Consider the following 19,020-nt stretch of genomic DNA (forward strand, 5'->3'; position numbering starts at 1 on the left):
CTTCTTTTAGAAAGAGGGTTTTTTTCTTTGACCTCCTATAAACTAAGCACTTTAGGAAAAGATAAAATAAAATCATTTCTCAAACAGGAGGCAAACATGAAAAAGACTCTTTTTACTGCTGTTCTAATCTGTTTTGTTTTAATCATTTCAGGGTGCGGAACGAATAAAGCAAACCCGGACAATCAGGATCAGCCTGCGTCAGAAGAGCAGGAGCAGGACTTATGGAAAAAGGTCCAGGATGAGGGGAAGCTGCTAATTGGAACGGAAGGCACTTATCCGCCATTCACGTTCCATGACGATAAAGGCGAGCTTACCGGTTTTGATGTGGAAATCTCAAAGGAAGTGGCCAAAAGGCTTGGTTTAAAGCCGGAATTTCTGGAAACACAATGGGATGCCATGTTCGCCGGATTGGATTCAAAACGATTCGATATGATTGCAAACCAGGTGGGGATTCGACCTGATCGCCAGGAGAAATATGATTTCTCGGATCCCTACATTTCTTCTGCTGCTGTTTTGATTACTCATGAATCAAATGAATCAGTTTCAAGCTTTGAAGACATAGAGGGTTTGAAAGCCGCACAGTCCATGACAAGCAATTATGCTGATCTGGCAAAGTCTTATGGAGCAGAAATTGTAGGAGTAGACGGATTTAACCAGGCGATTGAGCTGATTAATTCAAAGCGAGCAGATGTTACACTCAACGATAATTTGTCTTTTTTGGACTTTAAAAAACATAAGCCTGATGCTCCAGTCAAAATCGCGGATGAATCCGAAGATGCTTCCCAAAGCGGCCTAATGTTCAGGAAGGGAAGCGATACATTGGTTAATGAAGTTAATAAAGCTTTGACCGAAATGGTGGAGGATGGCACTTACTTGAAAATTTCGGAAAAATGGTTTGGCGAAGATGTACTTAAGTAGTATTTTTGCCAACCCGGAAAGGGTCGAAAGACTGATAGAGATTGGGAAGAATTCATTCCAGCCATTGCTGGAGGGGGCCATTGTTTATACCATCCCTTTAACATTGATTTCATTTATATTCGGGCTGGCATTGGCAATATTTACGGCACTTGCGCGAATTTCGGGTAATAAGGCACTGGAGACGATAGCGGGAATATATGTATCAGCAATAAGGGGAACGCCGCTTCTTGTGCAGCTGTTCATCATTTTTTACGGGCTCCCGACGATTGGTGTCATTATTGATCCTTTCCCTTCGGCGATTATAGGATTTTCGCTGAATGTAGGGGCGTACTCCTCAGAAATTATCCGGGCAGCCATCCTTTCGATCCCAAAAGGACAATGGGAAGCGGGGTATTCCATTGGCATGTCTTATTCGCAGACGCTTAAGAGAATTATTCTTCCGCAGGCATCCAGGGTATCGATACCGCCGCTATCCAATTCATTCATCAGCCTTGTAAAAGATACCTCTCTGGCTTCCATGATTTTGGTTACAGAGATGTTCCGAAGAGCACAGGAAATAGCTGCAACCAATTATGAATTTTTACTTCTCTATACACAGGCTGCCTTCATATATTGGGTGATTTGCTTCATGCTCTCGATCTTGCAGGGGAGGCTTGAACGCCGTCTTGACAGATATATTTCTTCATGAAAAGAGGCAGTGCTATAGATGATTAATATAAAGGATTTGCATAAGCAATTTGATCAGCTGAAAGTACTGAAAGGAATTAATTTGGAAGTGAAAACAGGGCAAGTGGTTGTAGTGATTGGGCCATCCGGCTCCGGAAAAACAACCTTGCTGCGGTGCATAAATGTGCTGGAGCAGCCTACTTCAGGACTGCTTGCCATTGGCGATCAAGTCCTCGACTTTTCTCAGCAGGTCTCGAAAAGGCAAATTCCTCCCTTCAGGCGCCTTACAGGAATGGTTTTTCAGAACTATAACTTATTTCCGCATATGACTGCACTGGAAAATGTCATGGAAGGGCCGGTTACAGTTAAAGGCGAATCAAAGGAAACTGCAAAGGAAAAGGGGGAGCTGCTTTTAAGAAAAGTTGGTTTAGCGGATAAAGCCGGCTATTATCCTTACCAGCTTTCAGGGGGCCAGCAGCAGCGGGTTGGGATTGCTAGGGCTCTTGCTATGGAGCCAAAGGTTATGCTTTTCGATGAGCCTACTTCGGCACTGGACCCTGAACTTGTTGGAGAAGTGCTGAAGGTGATGAGGGACCTGGCCGCTGAAGGAATGACAATGGTGATCGTTACTCATGAGATGAGATTTGCCAGGGAAGCAGCGGATGAAGTCATTTTCATGGACGGCGGTATTATAAAAGAACGCGGCAAGCCTGAACAGATATTTTCCAGTCCAAAAGAAGCGCGCACCAGCCAGTTCCTGAATTTAATTCAATAAAAAGACCTCTGCATACTGGCAGAGGTCAATTTTTATCAAAAAAAATGCTTCCTTAACAGGAAGCGGAAAAAAAGGGGGATTTACACTTGTAGGATTAGTATGCCCGGGCAGAGATATTCTTATTCATATTTTCTAAAAATTATTAATTGATTTTAACACATTCTCATGGAGCCCTTTTGCCGCGGGGTTTATTCCATGGTATTCGTGCTATACTGAATATAGAATCCGTGGGAGAGGTGTAAAAATGAAGGAAAATATTCTAATATGTGTAAGCAATCCCAATCATGCGGAGATACTGGCCCATAGAGGCAAAAAACTGAAGGAAGCATTTCAGGGGGATGGCTATATTCTCTACGTGGAAAACCGGAAGCAGGAAGAGCTTGACTTTAACGAGCTTCAGACAAAATATTTGTTCGAAAGTTTGGCAGAGAAATACGGGCTAAATATGCTCTCCAAGTATGCTGAGGGCAAAAAAGTCGCCAGGGTGATAGCTGATGTGGTACAGGAGCATAAAATTACCCAGATTATCCTTGGGCAGGCTGTTCAAACCAAGCTGGAGCGGATGGTAAAGCATTCGCTGATCAATGATTTATTCCAGCTGCTTGAAGGGGTGGACATACATGTCGTTGAAGTTTCAAGAAAGGTTCATGATCCCTCTGACGACTGGGATAAAGGGCTCCCGGCCCAGATAGTCAAAAAAGGCTCCGATTATCACCTGATCATTGGGGAAGATCAGGAAAATGGAATAAAGGGCATCTTCTTTAAAGAATTATCCTCCGACTTCTCGAACGGTTTTTTTGTTATACAAAAAGATAATAATCATGAAGTGCTCCGTATTCACCATGGTGTTGTAGATAGTAATATATTGGGAGATAAATAAGCCGGCTCATTTAGCCGGCTTTTGTTGCCTTTTAGATTAAGTCATTTACATAATAAACTTTTCCGCTCTCAATTTCCTTCTGGAGCAGCAAATCGACTAGTGCATTAGCCACAGTTTCCGTATCCCGCAGCATTCCTTTCTCCTTGTATGCCTGGAATTTCTCAAGATCATGAAATGCTTCCTTCGCTGAAGAACGTATGGTTCCCTGCATAGCGGTATCCATAACACCGGGACTAAAGGCAATAACCTTATGGCTGCTGCCTGCTGTCTGCAATTCCAATGCTGCTGTTTCCGTGAACATATTTATTCCGGCTTTAGTGCTGCAGTAAGCACTCCACCCCTGTATGGGCCTTTCAGCAGCACCTGAAGTAATGTTGACAATGGTCATTTCACTTGAAACCTCACGCATCAGGATGTTGGAAATCATAATAGGAGCAATCAGATTAACGTGGGCATTTTGAATTAATGCCGCATGATCAAGATTTCCGGCTGTTCCAATGGGGTCTATGACCCCTGCGTTGTTAAATACATATAGGGTTTCCGGCTGTTTTTCCTGCAATAGTGCTGTCAGTTCGCTGAAAGCAGATTCAAGCTCATCCGGTGAGGAGAGATTGCAGAAATATTGCGCAAAAAAAACTTGATTCTCTGCAGCAAGTTTTGCCAACTCAGGGTTTTCAGTCCTTGATACAGATATGATGCCAGTTCCTTCTGTTATCATTCTCTTGGCGATGGAAGCTCCTAAACCTTTGGATGCACCTGTTATGATAGCTAATTTCACTTTGATCACTCCTATTTCCTGTTTCATTATCTTCTATTAAAACAGAAAATAATCATTTTTTCTTTTATCAGCCATTATGGTCCTTTCTGAATGCCATCATTTCATCTTCTATTAAATTGATGATTGAGAGGATAATTCCTGAAAACAGGCAGGAAACCGTAATAGTGCTTATGCCAAACAGAAGGTAAAGAATAAACGTGATGAAAAAAGTAAACAGCAGACAATAATGGCAAGCTTTAATTTTCCGCATTGACTGGCTCTGCCTTCCAATAATAATCACTAAATACATCAGCAAATGCTTTTATGGAGTTATTTAGTTCATCCAGATTGTTTTCCACACCTCCGAATTCCAGCAAAAGGGCCCGCTCGGAAAGATCCTGGTTGTAAATGCCGTTGCCTTCACTTTTTCCTTTAACAAATACTCCTCTGCTTATTCCTTTATATTTTGCTTCCAGCGCTTTATGGAGCTCGGTAGCCACTTTTAAATTCTGTTCATAGTTTTTGTGCTCTTTGCCGACGACAAAAAATAGTCGCGCGTATGGTTCCTGGCCAATTACTGCGGTTGTTTTCCCTCGGGGCAGCGAATCCCTATGGATATCAATTAGGAATTTAACATCCTTATTCTCTGTCATGGCGGATTGTACAGTCTCTCTGGACATGGCATAGGAATTTTCCCAGTTCCAGCCCTTCTTTTTCAGTTCTGCGGCAATATTGGTTTTATCATGCTCAGCACCTATGCCTTTTCTCGCCAGCTCTTCACTAAGCTTTTTCCCGACAGCAATTACATTCACCTGCTCATTTGGACTAACGGCCTCATCTGTATCCGTTACATCTTTTAAAAGCGGAGCGAACGATTCCCAGCTGTGGGAATGGTAAATAAGGACCCCTTTCTTGTCCGGAATAACTGGAGGAGCCGTATTTTCTTCATTTTGACCGTCATTCATAGCAAGTTCTTTTTCTTTTAAAAGGACTTCAAGGGGAGGGGCAGATTCCACTGGCAGGTTGGTAAAGTCGGTACCCTCTCCGGCAACAGCAATACCGGTGTCAAAGATTGAAAAACCAGGCAGCTCCCGGCCAAGGAATGTTCTGATATCCTTCGGCTGTGTGTTGGTTGCCAGCTTAAAAAGGGTTCCGGATAGGGAGTAGCTTTCAGCAGGAACATCCTTGTGAAAATAATGGTTTTCAGCTTTCAAAAAGTGAATGAAGAGCTGGTCGGCTTTAATGTCCTTAAGCAGCACATTCATATGTGATGAAGAGAAGGCAGCCGGATAAAGCGTAACAATTCCAGCGATCGCGACTACTGCACAAATACTGAAAAGCCAGCTGTTTATATAAAAGAAAATAGAATGGATTGTTAATTTAGAATTCATATAAATCCCTCCACTCTCTAAATATATGACGGATAAGCTGATTTAGAAGATGGGGGATTCCCTTAATATGAAAAGAGGCTGCAGAAGAGATCTCGAAAGAAGGGGGCAAAAAAGCGGTCCTGAATGATCTTGCGTCCATCTGGTATAAAACACATTATAAAAAGCAATCCTTTTTACTAAATCTCAAAAGGCCTGAAAAGGAGGGTCTTTTATTTTTTGAAAAAATTTCATTGTTTTATCACAATTGGCTTTTATATTGATAATATCAAAAGACAATATAGATAAAGAGAGGGACACTAAATTGAAAAAGATATTATTCAGCATAATGGCGAGCTTGCTTGTTCTTGGCGGATGCAGCCAATCAGAAGAAGAAAAGCCCGCAAAAAACGACGAAGTGCCGCAAATCATTGAAGCCGTCATCCAGGTGCCTGAAACCATTAATCCTGGAGAGGAGGCAACCCTTGCCGTCACTGTAAGACAGGGCGATGAGGCCGTAACGGATGCGGATGAGGTGAAATTTGAAATATGGCAGGAAGGACAAAAAGAAAACGGTGATATGGCAGAGGCAAAGCACGATTCAGAGGGGAAATATACCGCTGATCATATATTTGCAGAAGAAGGCCTATACTATGTTCAGTCCCATGTAACGGCTAGAAGCCAGCATACAATGCCAATGGTTTCCGTACAAGTTGGCGAGGCAAAAGCGGAGGACTCAGGAACGGGGCATGAACAAGAAAATGAGGGACATGAAGAAGGCCACTCTCACAGTCATGGCGGAGAGGTATCCATTGAGCTGCAGGCATCTGACCAAATTTATGCAAACGAACAAACAGCTTTATCTGTCAAGGTTGATAATGAAGGGGAACCGCTGGCGGAGGCTAAAGTAAAGCTTGAAATTGCACTTAATGGCGAAACACCTCAATGGGTGAACATGTCTGAAACAGAACCGGGCAAATACACTGCCGACCATCAGTTTACCGAACCGGGCACATACACGATCACAACCCATGTTGAAAAAGGCGACGATATTCACGAGCACACAGAAACTGAATTAACGGTGCAATAAAGCATTAATCAGCGGGGTTTTTCATGCCCTGCTGATTTTTTGTTGGGTCAGACAGGAAATATTTAATTAAACAGATGAACTTTAGCTGTAGTTTTAAATAATGCGGGGTAAGGTTCGGACAGGAAAGGCAGGAAATTGCCTGTTGTTGTCCGAACCCAGGGCAAGTTCGGACAGAAAAGCGAGAAAAAGGCCCCAGTCTGTCCGAATCCAGGGCAAGTTCGGACAGGGAAGGCAGGAAAAGTCCAGAGTTCTGTCCGAACCCGGGGCAAATTCGGACAGGAAAGGCAGAAAAAGTCCAGAGTCTTTCCGAACCTGAGGCAAGTTCGGACAGGAAAGGCAGAAAAGGGCCCGAGTCTGTCCGAACCTGAGGCAAGTTCGGACAGGGAAGGCAGGAAAAGTCCAGAGTCTGTCCGAACCCGGGGCAAATTCGGACAGGAAAGGCAGAAAAAGTCCAGAGTCTGTCCGAACCTGAGGCAAGTTTGGACAGGCAAGGCAGGAAAAGTCCAGAGTCTGTCCGAATCCCGGGCAAGTTCGGACAGAAAAGACAGAAAAAGGCCAGAATCTGTCCGAACCCGGGCCAGGTTCGGACAGGAAAGGCAGGAAAAGTCCAGAGTCTGTCCGAACCTGAGGCAAGTTCGGACAGGAAAGGCAGAAAAAGTCCAGAGTCTGTCCAAACCCGGGGCTTCTTCGGTCAAAATCACCCAAGAAACTGCCTGAGGTACTTCGCTGCCATTTTCATGATAAAATAAAAGGAGAGATTACAGAAAAGCAGGTGTCAAAGAGATGTCAGATACACATTTGCATTTTAATACGGGGATTGGGGTCCAAAAGCCTAATAGCATTCGGAATAAGGATATAAGCTGCCCTTTTTGTGCAAGGGAGGAGCTGACGGATATCATCGCCGTTGAGGATTCAATCATTCTGCTGAAAAATAAGTTTCCTGTTCTTGAAAGTTCCTATCAGACCGTGCTGATTGAAACGGATCAATGTGACGGAGAGCTGTCCATTTATTCAGAGGAGCATTTGGTCAGGCTGATTTCATTTGGGTTGAAGCATTGGCTTCAGATGGAAAAGAGCGGAGAATATGAATCTGTGTTATTTTTCAAAAACCACGGCCCATTATCCGGGGGGAGTATCGCCCATCCACATATGCAAATTGTCGGATTGAGAAATATTGATTACAAGGAAAAAATTCAGGCAGAGGACTTTGAAGGTCTCCTTATTCATCAGGAAAGCAATACGGTGTTCACTTTATCGACTTCTCCGAGAATCGGTTTCTATGAATTCAACGTTAAGCTTGCCGATCAGGATGATATTCCGCACTTTGCAAAATGCATCCAGACAGCTGCTCATTATATTCTGAATGCCTTTCCTTTTCCGAGCAATAGCTATAATTTGTTTTTCTACAAGCTGGGCAGGGATATTTACGCAAAAATTGTTCCACGCTATATTACCACGCCAATTTTTATTGGCTACAGCATCCCTCAGGTTCCTAATAATCTTGAATGGATGAGAGATGATATAAAAGTGAGATATTTCAGCGGGGAATTTAAAGTCAGGCCTTAATGCCTGGTATACCCGATTGATGGGTACCTTCGACGGATGCCGGATATGGACGGAAATAACCATTCTCAGTAATCGTAAAAATTTGAAATAATAACCATTCGCTTTTAGAAGTTGTGATTTATCTCTATAAAAAATATAATGAAATATTGTAGTGAGAAATTATATGAAGTACATATTTTATTTCTTGCGCTGTGCTCCGTTATGCCTTAAAAGATAAAGGCAAATGGTTTTGTTTTTTAAAGGAGAATGATCATGACCTCAAATCGATATACACCTCCTAAGCTGGATTGGGGCTTAGTATTAATATTGATGCTTTTATTCCTGGTAAGCGCCATTTCCATTTACAGCGCACAGACAACAGGTCAATATACAGAAAACTTCCTTTTGAAGCAGGTTGTCTGGTATGCTGTTGGAACAGGAATCATAGCTGCGGTAATCACACTGGATTCCGATCAGCTGAAGAAGATATCCTGGTATGTGTATGGCCTGGGGATTGTACTGCTTGGATTCCTGATTGTGGCGCCATCAAGCATTGCCCCTGTCATTAATGGGGCAAAGGCATGGTACAAGGTTCCGGGTATGGGCTCACTTCAGCCTGCCGAGCTTGTTAAAGTGTTTATTATTCTGGTTTTGGCAAAAACAATTGACGAGCATCATCAAAAAAATGTATACAAAACCATGCAGACTGATTTATGGCTGCTCATTAAACTGGTTGGTTTAACTATGGTGCCTCTGCTGCTTGTTATGCAGCAGCCCGATTTAGGGACAAGCCTTGTATTTCTGGCAATCATGCTTGGCATGATATTCATTTCAGGAATCAGCTGGAAGCTTCTGGCGCCAATATTTGGAACAGGGGCGGCTCTGGCTGGCACTATTTTGTATTTTGTTTTATGGCATCCGGATATTCTTGAGAAGTATCTAGGGGTAAAGGAATATCAGTTTGCGCGTATTTATTCCTGGATTGATCCTTATAACTATCAAAGTTCAACCGGATTTCAGCTGACACGCTCACTCCTCGCCATTGGATCAGGGGAAACAAGCGGGAAAGGATATGGAACGAGGGAAGTCTATCTGCCTGAAAGCCATACCGACTTTATTTTCAGTATCGTAGGGGAAGAGTTTGGCTTTGTAGGCGCAAGTATTGTCGTCAGCCTTTTCTTTCTGCTGATTTACCATATTACTAAGATCGGCATGGAAACCAAAAACAACTTTTATACCTATATTTGTGTAGGTGTCATCAGCATGGTTACATTCCATGTCTTTCAAAATATCGGGATGACTATCGGCCTTTTGCCAATCACAGGCATACCGCTTCCTTTCATCAGCTATGGAGGAAGCTCGCTGATGGGGAATATGCTGGCCATGGGGCTGATTTTCTCGATTCGTTATCACTATAAAAAATATATGTTCTCGACAAATGATTAAAATTGAAAGAGCGGGCTGTGAAAGCCCGCTCTTTTACTCAATTACGCCGGTTTCCTCAATTGTTACATTGCATTTTACATCAAAACTCAGCGTTTTATAATCATCTTCCCACTTTTTAAAATCAAAATTCCGATGCTTGGATTTTTTCATTTGGCCGAGCCCAATTGGATCAATTCCGAGTTCCTGAAACTGTTTTAGTAGTCTGAGGCATTCCTTTTCGACCTTTTTCTCCAGTTTCTTTTGAACGGCGCCAACAACCTCTGATGCTAACTTATCTCCGGTATACTCACGAATAATCCCTTCAATGTTAATGGTTATGGAAGCATGATGATCAGTTATCTTAATTTTATGCTTGGACCTTAAACTCTTTACAGCAGCTAACTCGTCCTTTTTTAACTTAACATCGAAGTTTCCTTCGCTATATTTATCGACCAGCAATTTAAAAAAGAACATGTCTTTCACAGGAAGGACCTCTACTTCCCTATCCTTGCTGAAAAGGCTGATGCCGGCTATTTCCACTTTATCATCATCTAATTTTTTAAGACGCGGCAGAAATGGGTCCTTGCCTTCCTGGTAATAATCATTGGCTAGGATATGCAAGTTGGTTTTAGGAATATCCCGATGTTCAATATTATGCTGGATTAGATTGTAGATGTAGGTTGAGTTTCCTCGTGTTCCATACTCACCATTTAACATGTCTTCTGCCTTCCCTTCCGAAGTTGCAACAAATACACGTGCTCCGATACTTGCGTCTCTTTGAAAGGAATCTACAAGATCATAAATTCCTTTCTTGGAAAGTTCAGGTCCAAAGACTGCCAGTTTTAACCCTCCTGTTACGACTGGCTCTGATGATTGTTTAGTCACTTCGAGCAGAAGGTCCTGGCGCAGTTTTCCACTTCCAGAAAATGTCCGATTAATCACACTTTTATCAGGCTGAAATTCCTGAAATAATACAGTACCTCTATACTTGTCTTTTAAATCATCTGCTAAATCGTAGCCCACTCCTACTTCAATATTAATATCATCTAGTATTTCTTTATCCACACAGCCGGAAAGCAGCAAGACGAGACAGAGCAGTATTAGCTTCTTCATTTCTTCTTCCCCTTTTTTAGCTTCTTGGCGATCATTACAGCAGCGAAAAGCAAAGGAATATAAAGAAAGGTAAAAGCAAATCCCATTTTTCCAACATAGTTATTAAGCATATTAATTTTTTCTCTTGTGTCCAGAAAATGTATAACGGAAAGCACTGCTGCAACAACAAAAAACACTCCCACTTTCTGGCGGATGTTAAATACCCTTTTAATAAGTCTGGAGGCGATCCAAATGGAAATGCAAACATTAGGAAGGATGATTAAGTTCCAGTTGGCTATCCCGATATATTCAAATCGTTCAACAAAGGGCATCTCAACTATTTTCCACATCGTTAAGCTGGCCCAAATTTGTTTAGCCAGCTGGTCTTCAGAAAAATAGGCAAAAGTAATGATGGCTAGAATAGTGTAAATAAGAGTAGTTGTTAATACGGCCAGATGAGCCCATTTCTGCGATTTTTTTGGTTCTTTAATAAATGGATAGAAAAAAAGGATGATCTCAAACCCAATGAAAGTAAGGGACATATGATAAGAAGCTGTAAGCAGTTCTTTAATGGAATGATCCCAGATGGGCAACAGATTGTAAAAGTTGGAGAATTTAATCGCCCAGCCGAATGTGAGGAGGAGGTAAGCCGGCAGAACAAGCCCGAAGAAGGCTGTACCGACTACCGTTCTAAATCCTCCAAAAATAATATAAACACAAAGAATCATAAAACCGAAGGAGAACCAGAAAGTGCTTAATTCAGGGAACATCCAAACCTGTATGACTTCAATAAATGTCCTTACTACTGTTAAGGAATACAGGATAAAATAGCCAATAAAAATGAAGCAGAGTGCCTTGCCGAGAAAGTTACCCACGACGTATTTATGTGCTGTTACAATATCGCCGCCAACGGTATCGCCAATTTTATAGATCATCCAAACAATTACATGAATGCATGCGCCGGCAAATAATATGGAGATCCAGGCATCGTATCCTGCATCCATTGCGATAATCCTCTGATAGCCTAACACACCGATCCCAATTTGCATGGACATGACCAAGTAAAATACTAAAAAGGGAGATATCTGCAATCTCTCTGGTACTGGCTGTTCCTTCATCTGGTTCACCTCCACTTAAGTTGGTACATTGGGCATTACTCGTCGATATCTTTTTTCTCTTTGGCCTTTTTCCTACTGAAACGGATTGGATTTTTTGTCCGTAAAAATATCGGCCTTTTGGATTGCTTTTCAAATGGAAGCCTGATAAGGGCATCTTTCATATCCATAACCCGAGGCGGATAGAGCGGCTCAAGGAATGGCCTTCCAAGTGAAGTCAGCCTTATTAAATGAGTCAGCAGTACACAGAAACAAAACACAATCCCGAGCAGGCCCCATAGTTCTGCAAAAAACAGGAAAGGGAAGCGAAGCAGGCGGATCGTATTGCCCATCCTGTATACAGGTGTTGTAAAGGAGGCGAGAGCGGCGAGAGCTACAATAATGAGCAGGACGTTACTCGTCAAGCCTGCTTCTACAGATGCAGTCCCGATTACGATTCCTCCAACGATACCGATTGTCTGGCCAACCTTGGTCGGAAGGCGGGCTCCTGCCTCACGCAGCAGTTCAATGGTCAGCTCCAGAAATAATGCCTCCAAAATGGGAGGGAGCGGAATTTCCCGTCTTGATGTAATTAATGTGCTCAGCAAGTCTTTTGGAATAAGTTCATAATGATATGAAAGGGTTGCTACATAAATAGGTGTAATGAGAATGGAAAACGCAACCGCGAACAACCGGATCAGCCGGAAAAAAGAAGACAAAATCCAATTTAAAAAATAATCTTCAAAAGAACTGAAAAATTCAACAAGCGTGGTTGGTGTGATTAACACATGGGGTGAGCCGTCAACCACAATGGCTATTTTTCCCTCTGCCAAAATTCCCGCGACCCTATCAGGCCGCTCCGTATCAAGCAGCTGAGGAAAAGGGGAATTGGAGTTATCACTAATCAGCTGTACAATATAAGAACTGTCTGTAATGGCATCAAACTTCACGTTTGTAAGTCTCTGCCTGACAGTATTTACATTATCCTCATTTGTGATATCTTCCATATAAAGCATGGCTACAGCGGTTTTTGACAGGCTTCCTAGCTTAAACTCTTCAATAATCAGTTCTTTTACCGGAAGACGTTTCCTGATTAAGTTTAAATTTTGGCCCATTGACTCTACAAAAGCTTCTTTAGGGCCGATAACCGAAAATTCAACTTCAGGCTGGCTTAACCCCCTGACGATTTCTTTTTGCGCAGCTATAAAGCCGAAATGTTTAAGTTCTGTCTCAATCGTCAGCATGACGTAGCCATTTAAAAGCTTTTGTTCGATTAGAGAAGGGTCATCACAAATCTGTACATCGGCCACAGGGACAAGCTGCTTAATATCCTCTATTTCCCGGAATTCTTCTTCCAGAAGATTAGGGAGAACACCATCCTGAATAATATTTTCATCAATTAAAGTAGCCATGAAAGTAAGTCCAAAGCGCACATTTGTTTTTTGGTTATAATAAAATATTTTTTTGAAGTCTTTGGATTTAATCAAGGATTTTTCCCAATCCTTATGCTGGATATCCTCTTTAATCCGTTTGTTTTTCAACCAGTTTCTCATAGGAAAATCACCATCATTTTCGGCATTACGCTTATTGTTGCCGGTTTTGGAAAACTTATGAATGGAAGGCAATAAAAAAAGAAGGGTTTGGATGTACGGCAGGTAAGATCGGGAAAATGTAATATGGAAAAATAAAAAAGGAACCTGGTTGGTTCAGGTTCCTTTTAATATATTTGAGCTCCTATAAAAGAGGGGGTATTATGGGAGCGCAATCACGAGTTGAGATTACTTGGAAAAATATTTTTCGATATCATCCAGAAGCAGGTTTGCAGCTATGACTCCGCCGGCAGTGTTCCAGATTGTGTCATTAACCTTGTGGACATTGCCGTCCTGGGATACCTTTAAGTTTTTGAATAGTGGATCTTCAATCCATTCTTTCTCAAGCTGGCTTGCTTCACCGTCGCCAGTTTCATATGTGAAGTAGAATAGGATATCTCCATCCATGGCAGGAATTCGCTCTTTTGTAGCATTTTTTTCTGCAAAATCATCAACATTCTGGCTTTCAGGTCTTGCAAAACCGATTTGGTCAAGGATTACACCAGAGAAGGTATCTTTATGGTAGATGCGGACATCTCCAGCCATAAAGCGGACAATGGAAACTTCCTGGTTTATTTTGTCGCCAAGGCTTGTTTTGATTTCCTGGATGCGGCTGTCATAATCAGCAAGGACTTTTTTGCCTTCTTCTTCTTTATTCAGTGCTTTAGCGTAAAGCTCAAAGTTTTCCTTCCAGTCTCCGCGCAATGTTTCAGCAAAAACAGTAGGGGCAATATCATTTAATTGATCATAGATTTTTTCCTGGCGCATCTTGTTTCCGATGATAAGGTCCGGCTGCAGCGCTGCAATTGCTTCTACATTGACTTCGCTTTCTGTTCCCACAACCTGAACATCTTTCATATCTTCTGCTATATGTTCATACCATGGATCGCCAGTCCAGGACTGAACGGCACCGACTGGAGTAACACCCATGGAAAGTAATGCTTCTGTACCTTCGTTTGTCAGAATTACTACCTTTTCAGGTGTTTTATCAAGCTTAGTTGTGCCCATTGCATGCTCTACTGTGTAACCTGTATCTTCTGTTTTGCTTCCTTCTTTTTCTTTGTCAGCTGTCTCATCCTGTTCATTGTTGTTCCCGCAGGCTGCCAGGAACAAGATTGTGAAAACTGAAAGAATGGCAAGTAAAGATTTGAATTTCATTATGTACTCCTCCATCGCGTTGTTAATGATAATCATTTTCATTTGACATTTTTATAGTAATGTGGCCACGGTAAAATGTCAATAGGTAATTGAAAATCATTTTCATTTAATTTTTTCAAATCATCACTGAAAATGATTTTCAAACTCATTGACAGCTAATCCTCTGTACAATAGACTGAAAATGTAACTAAACCTTATTAAATAGACGCAAGAAGGGTCTCGCTATGCTATTAAAAACAAATTCTCTGAGGTGGGCTGGGCTATTTGCAGCTATGCTCCTATTATTAGTATTAATGTCTTTCAGTATTGTATACGGGTATACCGACACAACCTGGAAGATGGCACTTGATGCCTTTACCCAATTCGATGGAACGAATGAACACATAATCATTCAATCAGTCCGTCTGCCGAGAGCATTGATTGCGGCGGCCGTAGGGGCAAGCCTTGCGATTGCGGGTGTACTGCTCCAGACATTGACAAAGAATCCCCTTGCTGCTCCTGAAATTTTTGGAATAAACGCAGGTGCTGGATTTGCAGTCGTTATTACAGTAACGCTTTTTTCAATTAGTAATCTTCAGGTCTTTACATGGGTTTCATTTCTGGGAGCTGCTGTTTCATTTATATTCGTATATATAATTGGGTCTATCGGCAGGGAAGGGCTGACCCCCATGAAATTGACCCTTGCCGGTGCAGCGATGAGTGCCATGTTTGCTTCGATGACACAAGGCTTCCTCGTTATTAATGAGACTGCCCTGGAACAGGTGCTATTTTGGCTGGCAGGATCGGTATCGGGAAGGAAGCTGGACACCCTCGCAGCTGTATTTCCATATTTATTAGCCGGCTGGATCTTTTCCCTGATCATTGCGGGGAAATTGAACGTCTTATCAATGGGCGAGGATGTCGCAAAGGGGCTGGGCTTGAAAACAGGATTGCTGAAATTGGGTGCGGGCATTGTTATTGTGCTTCTGTCAGGAGGAGCGGTAGCTGTTGCTGGTCCTATCGGCTTTTTAGGCATTGTCATTCCCCATTTAACCCGGGCGGTTGTCGGCATTGATCATCGCTGGGTCATTCCTTATGCGGGTCTATTCGGGGGGATGCTCCTTCTTGTAGCGGACATAGCATCAAGGTATATCATCATGCCGCAGGAAGTTCCTGTTGGCGTCATGACAGCTGTAATTGGAACTCCTTTCTTTGTGTATATTGCCAGAAGGGGGTTCAATCAGTAATGAAAAAATATTATAACTTGCGCCTGTTTGGCGATAGAATTTCTTTTTTAGTAAACCGGAAAGCACTTATCACTTTTTTATTATTGGCAGCAGCTGCTGCCGGAGTATTTGTCATCAGCACCGGCACGGGTGAAATGAAAATCAGCCCTCTGAAGGTAGTGCAGGTTTTCTTTGGCGGGGGTTCGGATATGGATAGACTGGTCATTCAGTCATTCAGACTTCCAAGAATTATCGTTGCCTTAATGGTAGGAATGGCGCTTGCTGCAGCCGGGGGAATCCTGCAGGGGATAATCAGAAATCCGCTTGCATCTCCTGACATAATCGGGATTACAGGAGGGGCCTCTGCAGCAGTTGTAGCATTTCTTGCTTTTTTTAGTGATAAAAATAATGCATTAACTGTAAGTATTAATTGGATGCCTCTTGCAGCTTTCGCGGGTGCTGCTATTTTGGCCTTCCTTGTTTATTTTCTCGCCTATAAGGATGGGGTATCACCAGTACGGCTTGTTTTAATCGGGATCGGGCTTGCAGCCCTAATGAAGGCACTCACCACCTTGATGATGGTCTTTGGGCCGATTTACCAGGCAAGCCAGGCAAATATTTGGATAACCGGGACTGTTTACGGTTCAAATTGGGATAATGTCACAATTTTGGTCCCTTGGACCATCGTGTTTCTGATACTTGCCTTTGTTTTAGCACGAAATGTCAATATCCAGGAACTTGGCGATGATATTGCCAAGGGTGTAGGGAGCACAGTCCAAAAATACCGGTTTCTTCTGCTCATGGTCAGCACAGCATTAATTGGCGGAGCTGTTGCATTTGGCGGCGGGATAGGCTTTGTTGGATTGATGGCTCCTCATATGGCCCGCAGGCTGGTTGGCTCTGCTTTTGGCGCTTTGCTTCCGGCTTCTGCGCTGATTGGAGGAATCCTTGTGATGGCAGCCGACCTGATAGGCAGGACTTTGTTCTCACCGCTTGAAATCCCGGCGGGTGTATTTACAGCCAGCATTGGAGCACCTTACTTTATTTACCTGCTTTTCAAGACAAGAAACGCATAATCTGGAAAAGCTTGAAACTCGTATCGTACTGGTAAATGGATAGCCTATAGATATAGATATAGATATTAAGGAAAAGGAGAGGGCAGAAATGACAGCAGGGCAAGCGATCGCAACAAAAGACTTAACCTTGTCATATGGGGAAACCATTATTATTAATGAATTGGACCTGGAAATTCCCAAGGGAGAAATCACAGTATTTATTGGTGGAAATGGCTGCGGAAAATCGACATTGCTAAGGTCCATTGCCCGGCTGCTAAAGCCGAAATCAGGTGCCGTTTTATTGGAAGGTGAGGCTATAGCCAAACTTTCAACCAAAGATGTTGCCAGAAAGATGGCGATTCTGCCCCAATCCCCTTCTGCTCCAGAAGGACTCACAGTGCTTCAGCTTGTCAAACAGGGGCGGTACCCTTATCAAACTTGGCTGAAGCAATGGTCAACTGAAGATGAAATAAAGGTCAGAAATGCATTAAAGGCTACAGGCATGGAGGAATTGAAAGATCGGACAGTGGATTCATTATCGGGCGGACAGCGCCAGCGCGCCTGGATTGCCATGACGTTGGCTCAGGATACTGATACGATTCTGCTTGATGAGCCTACTACGTATTTAGATATGACCCACCAAATTGAAATACTGGATTTATTATTTGAATTAAATGAAATTGAAGAGCGTACCATCGTCATGGTGCTGCATGATCTGAATTTAGCCTGCCGCTATGCCCATAATATTGTTGCCATAAAGGATCAGAAGGTTTTCGCTCAGGGCAAGCCTGAACATGTCATCAATTGCGGATTAGTCAAAACCGTATTTGGCATGGAATGCGAGGTTACGATAGATCCATTATTCGGCACGCCGCTTTGCATTCCTTATGGGAAGGGCAGATGTATTTTAAAAGGGCAAGGATTCCAGGAATGATTAAATTAACTGGAGAACAGGCAGAAGCTCTCGGGCAGTTCAGACTTGTCCTGGATTCAGGAGAAGGTTCTCCTTTAACAATTGAAGTGAAAAAGCTGCTGGATTCGAGTCAGACAGGTCCATACCTGGATAAAGTGAAAAATCATATAGGAGCAACTGACAAGAAAACGGCTGCTTCTATTTTAATTAAAAGATATGCCTTTCTGCCTGTAATTTACTTGTATAGCATGACATCCTGGAACATCAAATTAGATATAAGGCCTGAAAATATAACATTTGTCAGTCAGGAAAAAGATGGACTATGGCTTCCATGCTTTAGTTTTATTCACCTTCAAGGCCAAGAAATTGAGGAGGAAAGGGAAAAATGGAGAGAAGATGCTTTGCGGACTCTTTTTAATGGCCATATTTTTCCGGTGCTGAATAGAATAGCAATCGAAGCAAATGTTTCTAAACTAATTCTTTGGGAGAATATAGCGATTTATCTCTTCTGGCTTTACGAGAAGATTTTGCCTTTGGAAACACATTCTGAAAGGGCTGCTGAAGATTTTGAGTTTATCCTGGAAAAGGCTTCAGGCAATTTGTTCGGCTGCGAAAAAACGAATCCCTTAAAGAAATTTGACAGTACTAAAATACTGATTGAAAGTACCGGCCAAACGGTGAGGCCAAGAAAAACATGCTGCTATTCCTATTTGACCAGCAGCGGAAAACGATGCGGGACATGTCCTCAGGCCTGCAGGATAAAATGAAACTTCGGCTTTATCCCAATGATTGATAGCTGAACTAATCAAAGGAGGAATCGCAATGAATGAGGAGTTGAAGGAACAGCTGGATGGCCTGCTTGAAAAATATACCGAACTCCTAATTGGAGAGACCTCCCCGGAGTTAAAGGAAAAGGTTGAAGCTTGGGTGCTGTACTCTTTTATTGCGAAATCCATGCCGCCTCTAGCCAAGCACTGGAATGATACATACCCTTCTGCAAAAGAGGAAATGAAGGCTCTGGTCGCTGAAATTAAAACAATGAATGAAGAGATGAGAAGCAAAAAATAAAAATTTGTAGAATCTAAAAAACCGCTGGAGATAAAAACAGCGGTTTTTTGTTTGGCACTCCTTCTTATTGCATCTGACCATTGCCATATGGCAATTGATTTGTATAGCCCTGGAACTGCTGATAAGATTGCTGAAGCTTCTGCTGGTCAGCCGCTTCAACCTTATACCAGCCTTTTTTGAACATTAGGTTATAAAATTCTCTCTGCTGGTTTTGTGTTTCGTTAAAAGCCGCAAGAATATCCTGATACAGGCTCTGATGGCTTGCCTCATTTAGGGCGACAGAATATGCATCTGTCATATATTTTTCTGTAGATAAAATATCATTTGTAAAATCCCGATCATTCATTTGCGGAGTTTTATTTACCTGTGTCTCGGGATTTTGAATCGTATTTGGATTCTGGTTCTGGTTCATTTTCAAGACTC

At 42.5% G+C, this 19,020-nt stretch carries 20 protein-coding genes; 12 read left to right on the forward strand and 8 right to left on the reverse strand.

Going from position 1 to position 19,020, the window contains the following annotated elements; translation table 11 throughout:
* The first annotated feature begins 96 nt into the window (after nucleotides 1-96).
* The 4 genes from MKY20_RS06905 (at nucleotide 97) to MKY20_RS06920 (ending at nucleotide 3,239) form a co-directional block, all read left to right on the forward strand.
* Nucleotides 97-918: an amino acid ABC transporter substrate-binding protein gene (locus tag MKY20_RS06905; protein ID WP_009331771.1), complete on the forward strand. Its 822-nt coding sequence runs from the start codon at nucleotides 97-99 to the stop codon at nucleotides 916-918.
* On the forward strand, nucleotides 905-1,606 hold the full coding sequence (locus MKY20_RS06910) for an amino acid ABC transporter permease (protein ID WP_009331770.1): 702 nt from the start codon (nucleotides 905-907) through the stop codon (nucleotides 1,604-1,606). Before MKY20_RS06905 ends, MKY20_RS06910 begins: the two co-directional genes overlap by 14 nt.
* Before the next feature lie 18 nt (nucleotides 1,607-1,624).
* Nucleotides 1,625-2,359 carry an amino acid ABC transporter ATP-binding protein gene (locus MKY20_RS06915; protein ID WP_019383276.1) on the forward strand — a complete coding sequence of 245 codons (735 nt, stop codon included), beginning with the start codon at nucleotides 1,625-1,627 and terminating at the stop codon, nucleotides 2,357-2,359.
* 244 nt (nucleotides 2,360-2,603) lie between these two features.
* Nucleotides 2,604-3,239 (forward strand): histidine kinase, encoded by a 636-nt coding sequence (locus MKY20_RS06920; protein ID WP_009331766.1) that lies wholly within the window; start codon nucleotides 2,604-2,606, stop codon nucleotides 3,237-3,239.
* A 31-nt stretch (nucleotides 3,240-3,270) separates the two neighbouring features.
* Here MKY20_RS06920 and MKY20_RS06925 read toward each other — a convergent pair whose 3' ends face one another.
* The 3 genes from MKY20_RS06925 to spoIIP form a co-directional block, all read right to left on the reverse strand.
* On the reverse strand, nucleotides 3,271-4,017 hold the full coding sequence (locus MKY20_RS06925; protein WP_019383275.1) for a (S)-benzoin forming benzil reductase: 747 nt from the start codon (nucleotides 4,015-4,017) through the stop codon (nucleotides 3,271-3,273).
* A gap of 67 nt (nucleotides 4,018-4,084) precedes the next feature.
* Complete coding sequence (locus tag MKY20_RS06930) at nucleotides 4,085-4,267, reverse strand: hypothetical protein (protein ID WP_019383274.1); 183 nt, start codon at nucleotides 4,265-4,267, stop codon at nucleotides 4,085-4,087.
* Nucleotides 4,254-5,387 (reverse strand): stage II sporulation protein P, encoded by a 1,134-nt coding sequence (gene spoIIP / locus MKY20_RS06935; RefSeq protein WP_071156654.1) that lies wholly within the window; start codon nucleotides 5,385-5,387, stop codon nucleotides 4,254-4,256. Before spoIIP ends, MKY20_RS06930 begins: the two co-directional genes overlap by 14 nt.
* A 301-nt stretch (nucleotides 5,388-5,688) precedes the next feature.
* Between spoIIP and MKY20_RS06940 the strand changes: the two genes are divergently transcribed.
* The 3 genes from MKY20_RS06940 (at nucleotide 5,689) to rodA (ending at nucleotide 9,444) form a co-directional block, all read left to right on the forward strand.
* Nucleotides 5,689-6,453: a FixH family protein gene (locus MKY20_RS06940; RefSeq protein WP_157380177.1), complete on the forward strand. Its 765-nt coding sequence runs from the start codon at nucleotides 5,689-5,691 to the stop codon at nucleotides 6,451-6,453.
* 783 nt (nucleotides 6,454-7,236) lie between these two features.
* Nucleotides 7,237-8,019, forward strand: coding sequence for a DUF4931 domain-containing protein (locus tag MKY20_RS06945; RefSeq protein WP_341000853.1), 783 nt, complete (start codon nucleotides 7,237-7,239; stop codon nucleotides 8,017-8,019).
* Nucleotides 8,020-8,271: 252 nt separating this feature from the next.
* Nucleotides 8,272-9,444, forward strand: coding sequence for a rod shape-determining protein RodA (rodA, locus tag MKY20_RS06950; protein ID WP_009331760.1), 1,173 nt, complete (start codon nucleotides 8,272-8,274; stop codon nucleotides 9,442-9,444).
* 33 nt (nucleotides 9,445-9,477) lie between these two features.
* Here rodA and MKY20_RS06955 read toward each other — a convergent pair whose 3' ends face one another.
* The 4 genes from MKY20_RS06955 to MKY20_RS06970 all read right to left on the reverse strand — a co-directional run bounded on the left by MKY20_RS06955 (nucleotide 9,478) and on the right by MKY20_RS06970 (nucleotide 14,356).
* Nucleotides 9,478-10,536, reverse strand: a complete 1,059-nt coding sequence (locus MKY20_RS06955; protein ID WP_251175018.1) for a Ger(x)C family spore germination protein — start codon at nucleotides 10,534-10,536, stop codon at nucleotides 9,478-9,480.
* Complete coding sequence (locus MKY20_RS06960) at nucleotides 10,533-11,633, reverse strand: GerAB/ArcD/ProY family transporter (RefSeq protein WP_009331758.1); 1,101 nt, start codon at nucleotides 11,631-11,633, stop codon at nucleotides 10,533-10,535. The genes MKY20_RS06955 and MKY20_RS06960 overlap by 4 nt, the downstream gene beginning before the upstream one ends.
* A gap of 35 nt (nucleotides 11,634-11,668) precedes the next feature.
* The gene (locus MKY20_RS06965; protein ID WP_009331757.1) at nucleotides 11,669-13,162 is read right to left on the reverse strand and encodes a spore germination protein; all 1,494 of its coding nucleotides are present in this window, start codon (nucleotides 13,160-13,162) and stop codon (nucleotides 11,669-11,671) included.
* Between the two features lie 225 nt (nucleotides 13,163-13,387).
* The gene (locus MKY20_RS06970) at nucleotides 13,388-14,356 is read right to left on the reverse strand and encodes an ABC transporter substrate-binding protein (protein ID WP_251175019.1); all 969 of its coding nucleotides are present in this window, start codon (nucleotides 14,354-14,356) and stop codon (nucleotides 13,388-13,390) included.
* 224 nt (nucleotides 14,357-14,580) lie between these two features.
* Here MKY20_RS06970 and MKY20_RS06975 point away from each other — a divergent pair, with 224 nt between their 5' ends.
* From MKY20_RS06975 to MKY20_RS06995, 5 genes are all read left to right on the forward strand, one after another.
* The gene (locus MKY20_RS06975) at nucleotides 14,581-15,582 is read left to right on the forward strand and encodes a FecCD family ABC transporter permease (RefSeq protein ID WP_192907844.1); all 1,002 of its coding nucleotides are present in this window, start codon (nucleotides 14,581-14,583) and stop codon (nucleotides 15,580-15,582) included.
* Complete coding sequence (locus MKY20_RS06980) at nucleotides 15,582-16,637, forward strand: FecCD family ABC transporter permease (RefSeq protein WP_009331754.1); 1,056 nt, start codon at nucleotides 15,582-15,584, stop codon at nucleotides 16,635-16,637. The genes MKY20_RS06975 and MKY20_RS06980 overlap by 1 nt, the downstream gene beginning before the upstream one ends.
* A gap of 88 nt (nucleotides 16,638-16,725) precedes the next feature.
* Complete coding sequence (locus tag MKY20_RS06985; RefSeq protein WP_009331753.1) at nucleotides 16,726-17,550, forward strand: ABC transporter ATP-binding protein; 825 nt, start codon at nucleotides 16,726-16,728, stop codon at nucleotides 17,548-17,550.
* Nucleotides 17,547-18,296, forward strand: coding sequence for an IucA/IucC family C-terminal-domain containing protein (locus MKY20_RS06990; protein WP_251175020.1), 750 nt, complete (start codon nucleotides 17,547-17,549; stop codon nucleotides 18,294-18,296). Before MKY20_RS06985 ends, MKY20_RS06990 begins: the two co-directional genes overlap by 4 nt.
* A gap of 55 nt (nucleotides 18,297-18,351) precedes the next feature.
* Nucleotides 18,352-18,597 carry a DUF2573 family protein gene (locus MKY20_RS06995; RefSeq protein WP_019383264.1) on the forward strand — a complete coding sequence of 82 codons (246 nt, stop codon included), beginning with the start codon at nucleotides 18,352-18,354 and terminating at the stop codon, nucleotides 18,595-18,597.
* A gap of 64 nt (nucleotides 18,598-18,661) precedes the next feature.
* Here MKY20_RS06995 and MKY20_RS07000 read toward each other — a convergent pair whose 3' ends face one another.
* Nucleotides 18,662-19,009, reverse strand: a complete 348-nt coding sequence (locus MKY20_RS07000; RefSeq protein WP_009331750.1) for a spore coat protein — start codon at nucleotides 19,007-19,009, stop codon at nucleotides 18,662-18,664.
* Nucleotides 19,010-19,020 lie beyond the last annotated feature (11 nt).

This window comes from Cytobacillus sp. FSL W8-0315, assembly GCF_038002905.1.
In the GTDB taxonomy this organism is placed as follows: domain Bacteria; phylum Bacillota; class Bacilli; order Bacillales; family Cytobacillaceae; genus Cytobacillus; species Cytobacillus pseudoceanisediminis.

What these genes read in the sequence shown, in the direction of transcription:
- MKY20_RS06905 (WP_009331771.1), top strand. Translation starts at nt 97, where the DNA reads ATGAAAAAGACTCTTTTTACTGCTGTTCTAATCTGTTTTGTTTTAATC.
- MKY20_RS06910 (WP_009331770.1), top strand. Translation starts at nt 905, where the DNA reads ATGTACTTAAGTAGTATTTTTGCCAACCCGGAAAGGGTCGAAAGACTG.
- MKY20_RS06915 (WP_019383276.1), top strand. Translation starts at nt 1,625, where the DNA reads ATGATTAATATAAAGGATTTGCATAAGCAATTTGATCAGCTGAAAGTA.
- MKY20_RS06920 (WP_009331766.1), top strand. Translation starts at nt 2,604, where the DNA reads ATGAAGGAAAATATTCTAATATGTGTAAGCAATCCCAATCATGCGGAG.
- MKY20_RS06930 (WP_019383274.1), bottom strand. Translation starts at nt 4,267, where the DNA reads ATGCGGAAAATTAAAGCTTGCCATTATTGTCTGCTGTTTACTTTTTTC.
- spoIIP (WP_071156654.1), bottom strand. Translation starts at nt 5,387, where the DNA reads ATGAATTCTAAATTAACAATCCATTCTATTTTCTTTTATATAAACAGC.
- MKY20_RS06945 (WP_341000853.1), top strand. Translation starts at nt 7,237, where the DNA reads ATGTCAGATACACATTTGCATTTTAATACGGGGATTGGGGTCCAAAAG.
- rodA (WP_009331760.1), top strand. Translation starts at nt 8,272, where the DNA reads ATGACCTCAAATCGATATACACCTCCTAAGCTGGATTGGGGCTTAGTA.
- MKY20_RS06955 (WP_251175018.1), bottom strand. Translation starts at nt 10,536, where the DNA reads ATGAAGAAGCTAATACTGCTCTGTCTCGTCTTGCTGCTTTCCGGCTGT.
- MKY20_RS06960 (WP_009331758.1), bottom strand. Translation starts at nt 11,633, where the DNA reads ATGAAGGAACAGCCAGTACCAGAGAGATTGCAGATATCTCCCTTTTTA.
- MKY20_RS06965 (WP_009331757.1), bottom strand. Translation starts at nt 13,162, where the DNA reads ATGAGAAACTGGTTGAAAAACAAACGGATTAAAGAGGATATCCAGCAT.
- MKY20_RS06970 (WP_251175019.1), bottom strand. Translation starts at nt 14,356, where the DNA reads ATGAAATTCAAATCTTTACTTGCCATTCTTTCAGTTTTCACAATCTTG.
- MKY20_RS06975 (WP_192907844.1), top strand. Translation starts at nt 14,581, where the DNA reads ATGCTATTAAAAACAAATTCTCTGAGGTGGGCTGGGCTATTTGCAGCT.
- MKY20_RS06980 (WP_009331754.1), top strand. Translation starts at nt 15,582, where the DNA reads ATGAAAAAATATTATAACTTGCGCCTGTTTGGCGATAGAATTTCTTTT.
- MKY20_RS06985 (WP_009331753.1), top strand. Translation starts at nt 16,726, where the DNA reads ATGACAGCAGGGCAAGCGATCGCAACAAAAGACTTAACCTTGTCATAT.
- MKY20_RS06990 (WP_251175020.1), top strand. Translation starts at nt 17,547, where the DNA reads ATGATTAAATTAACTGGAGAACAGGCAGAAGCTCTCGGGCAGTTCAGA.
- MKY20_RS06995 (WP_019383264.1), top strand. Translation starts at nt 18,352, where the DNA reads ATGAATGAGGAGTTGAAGGAACAGCTGGATGGCCTGCTTGAAAAATAT.
- MKY20_RS07000 (WP_009331750.1), bottom strand. Translation starts at nt 19,009, where the DNA reads ATGAACCAGAACCAGAATCCAAATACGATTCAAAATCCCGAGACACAG.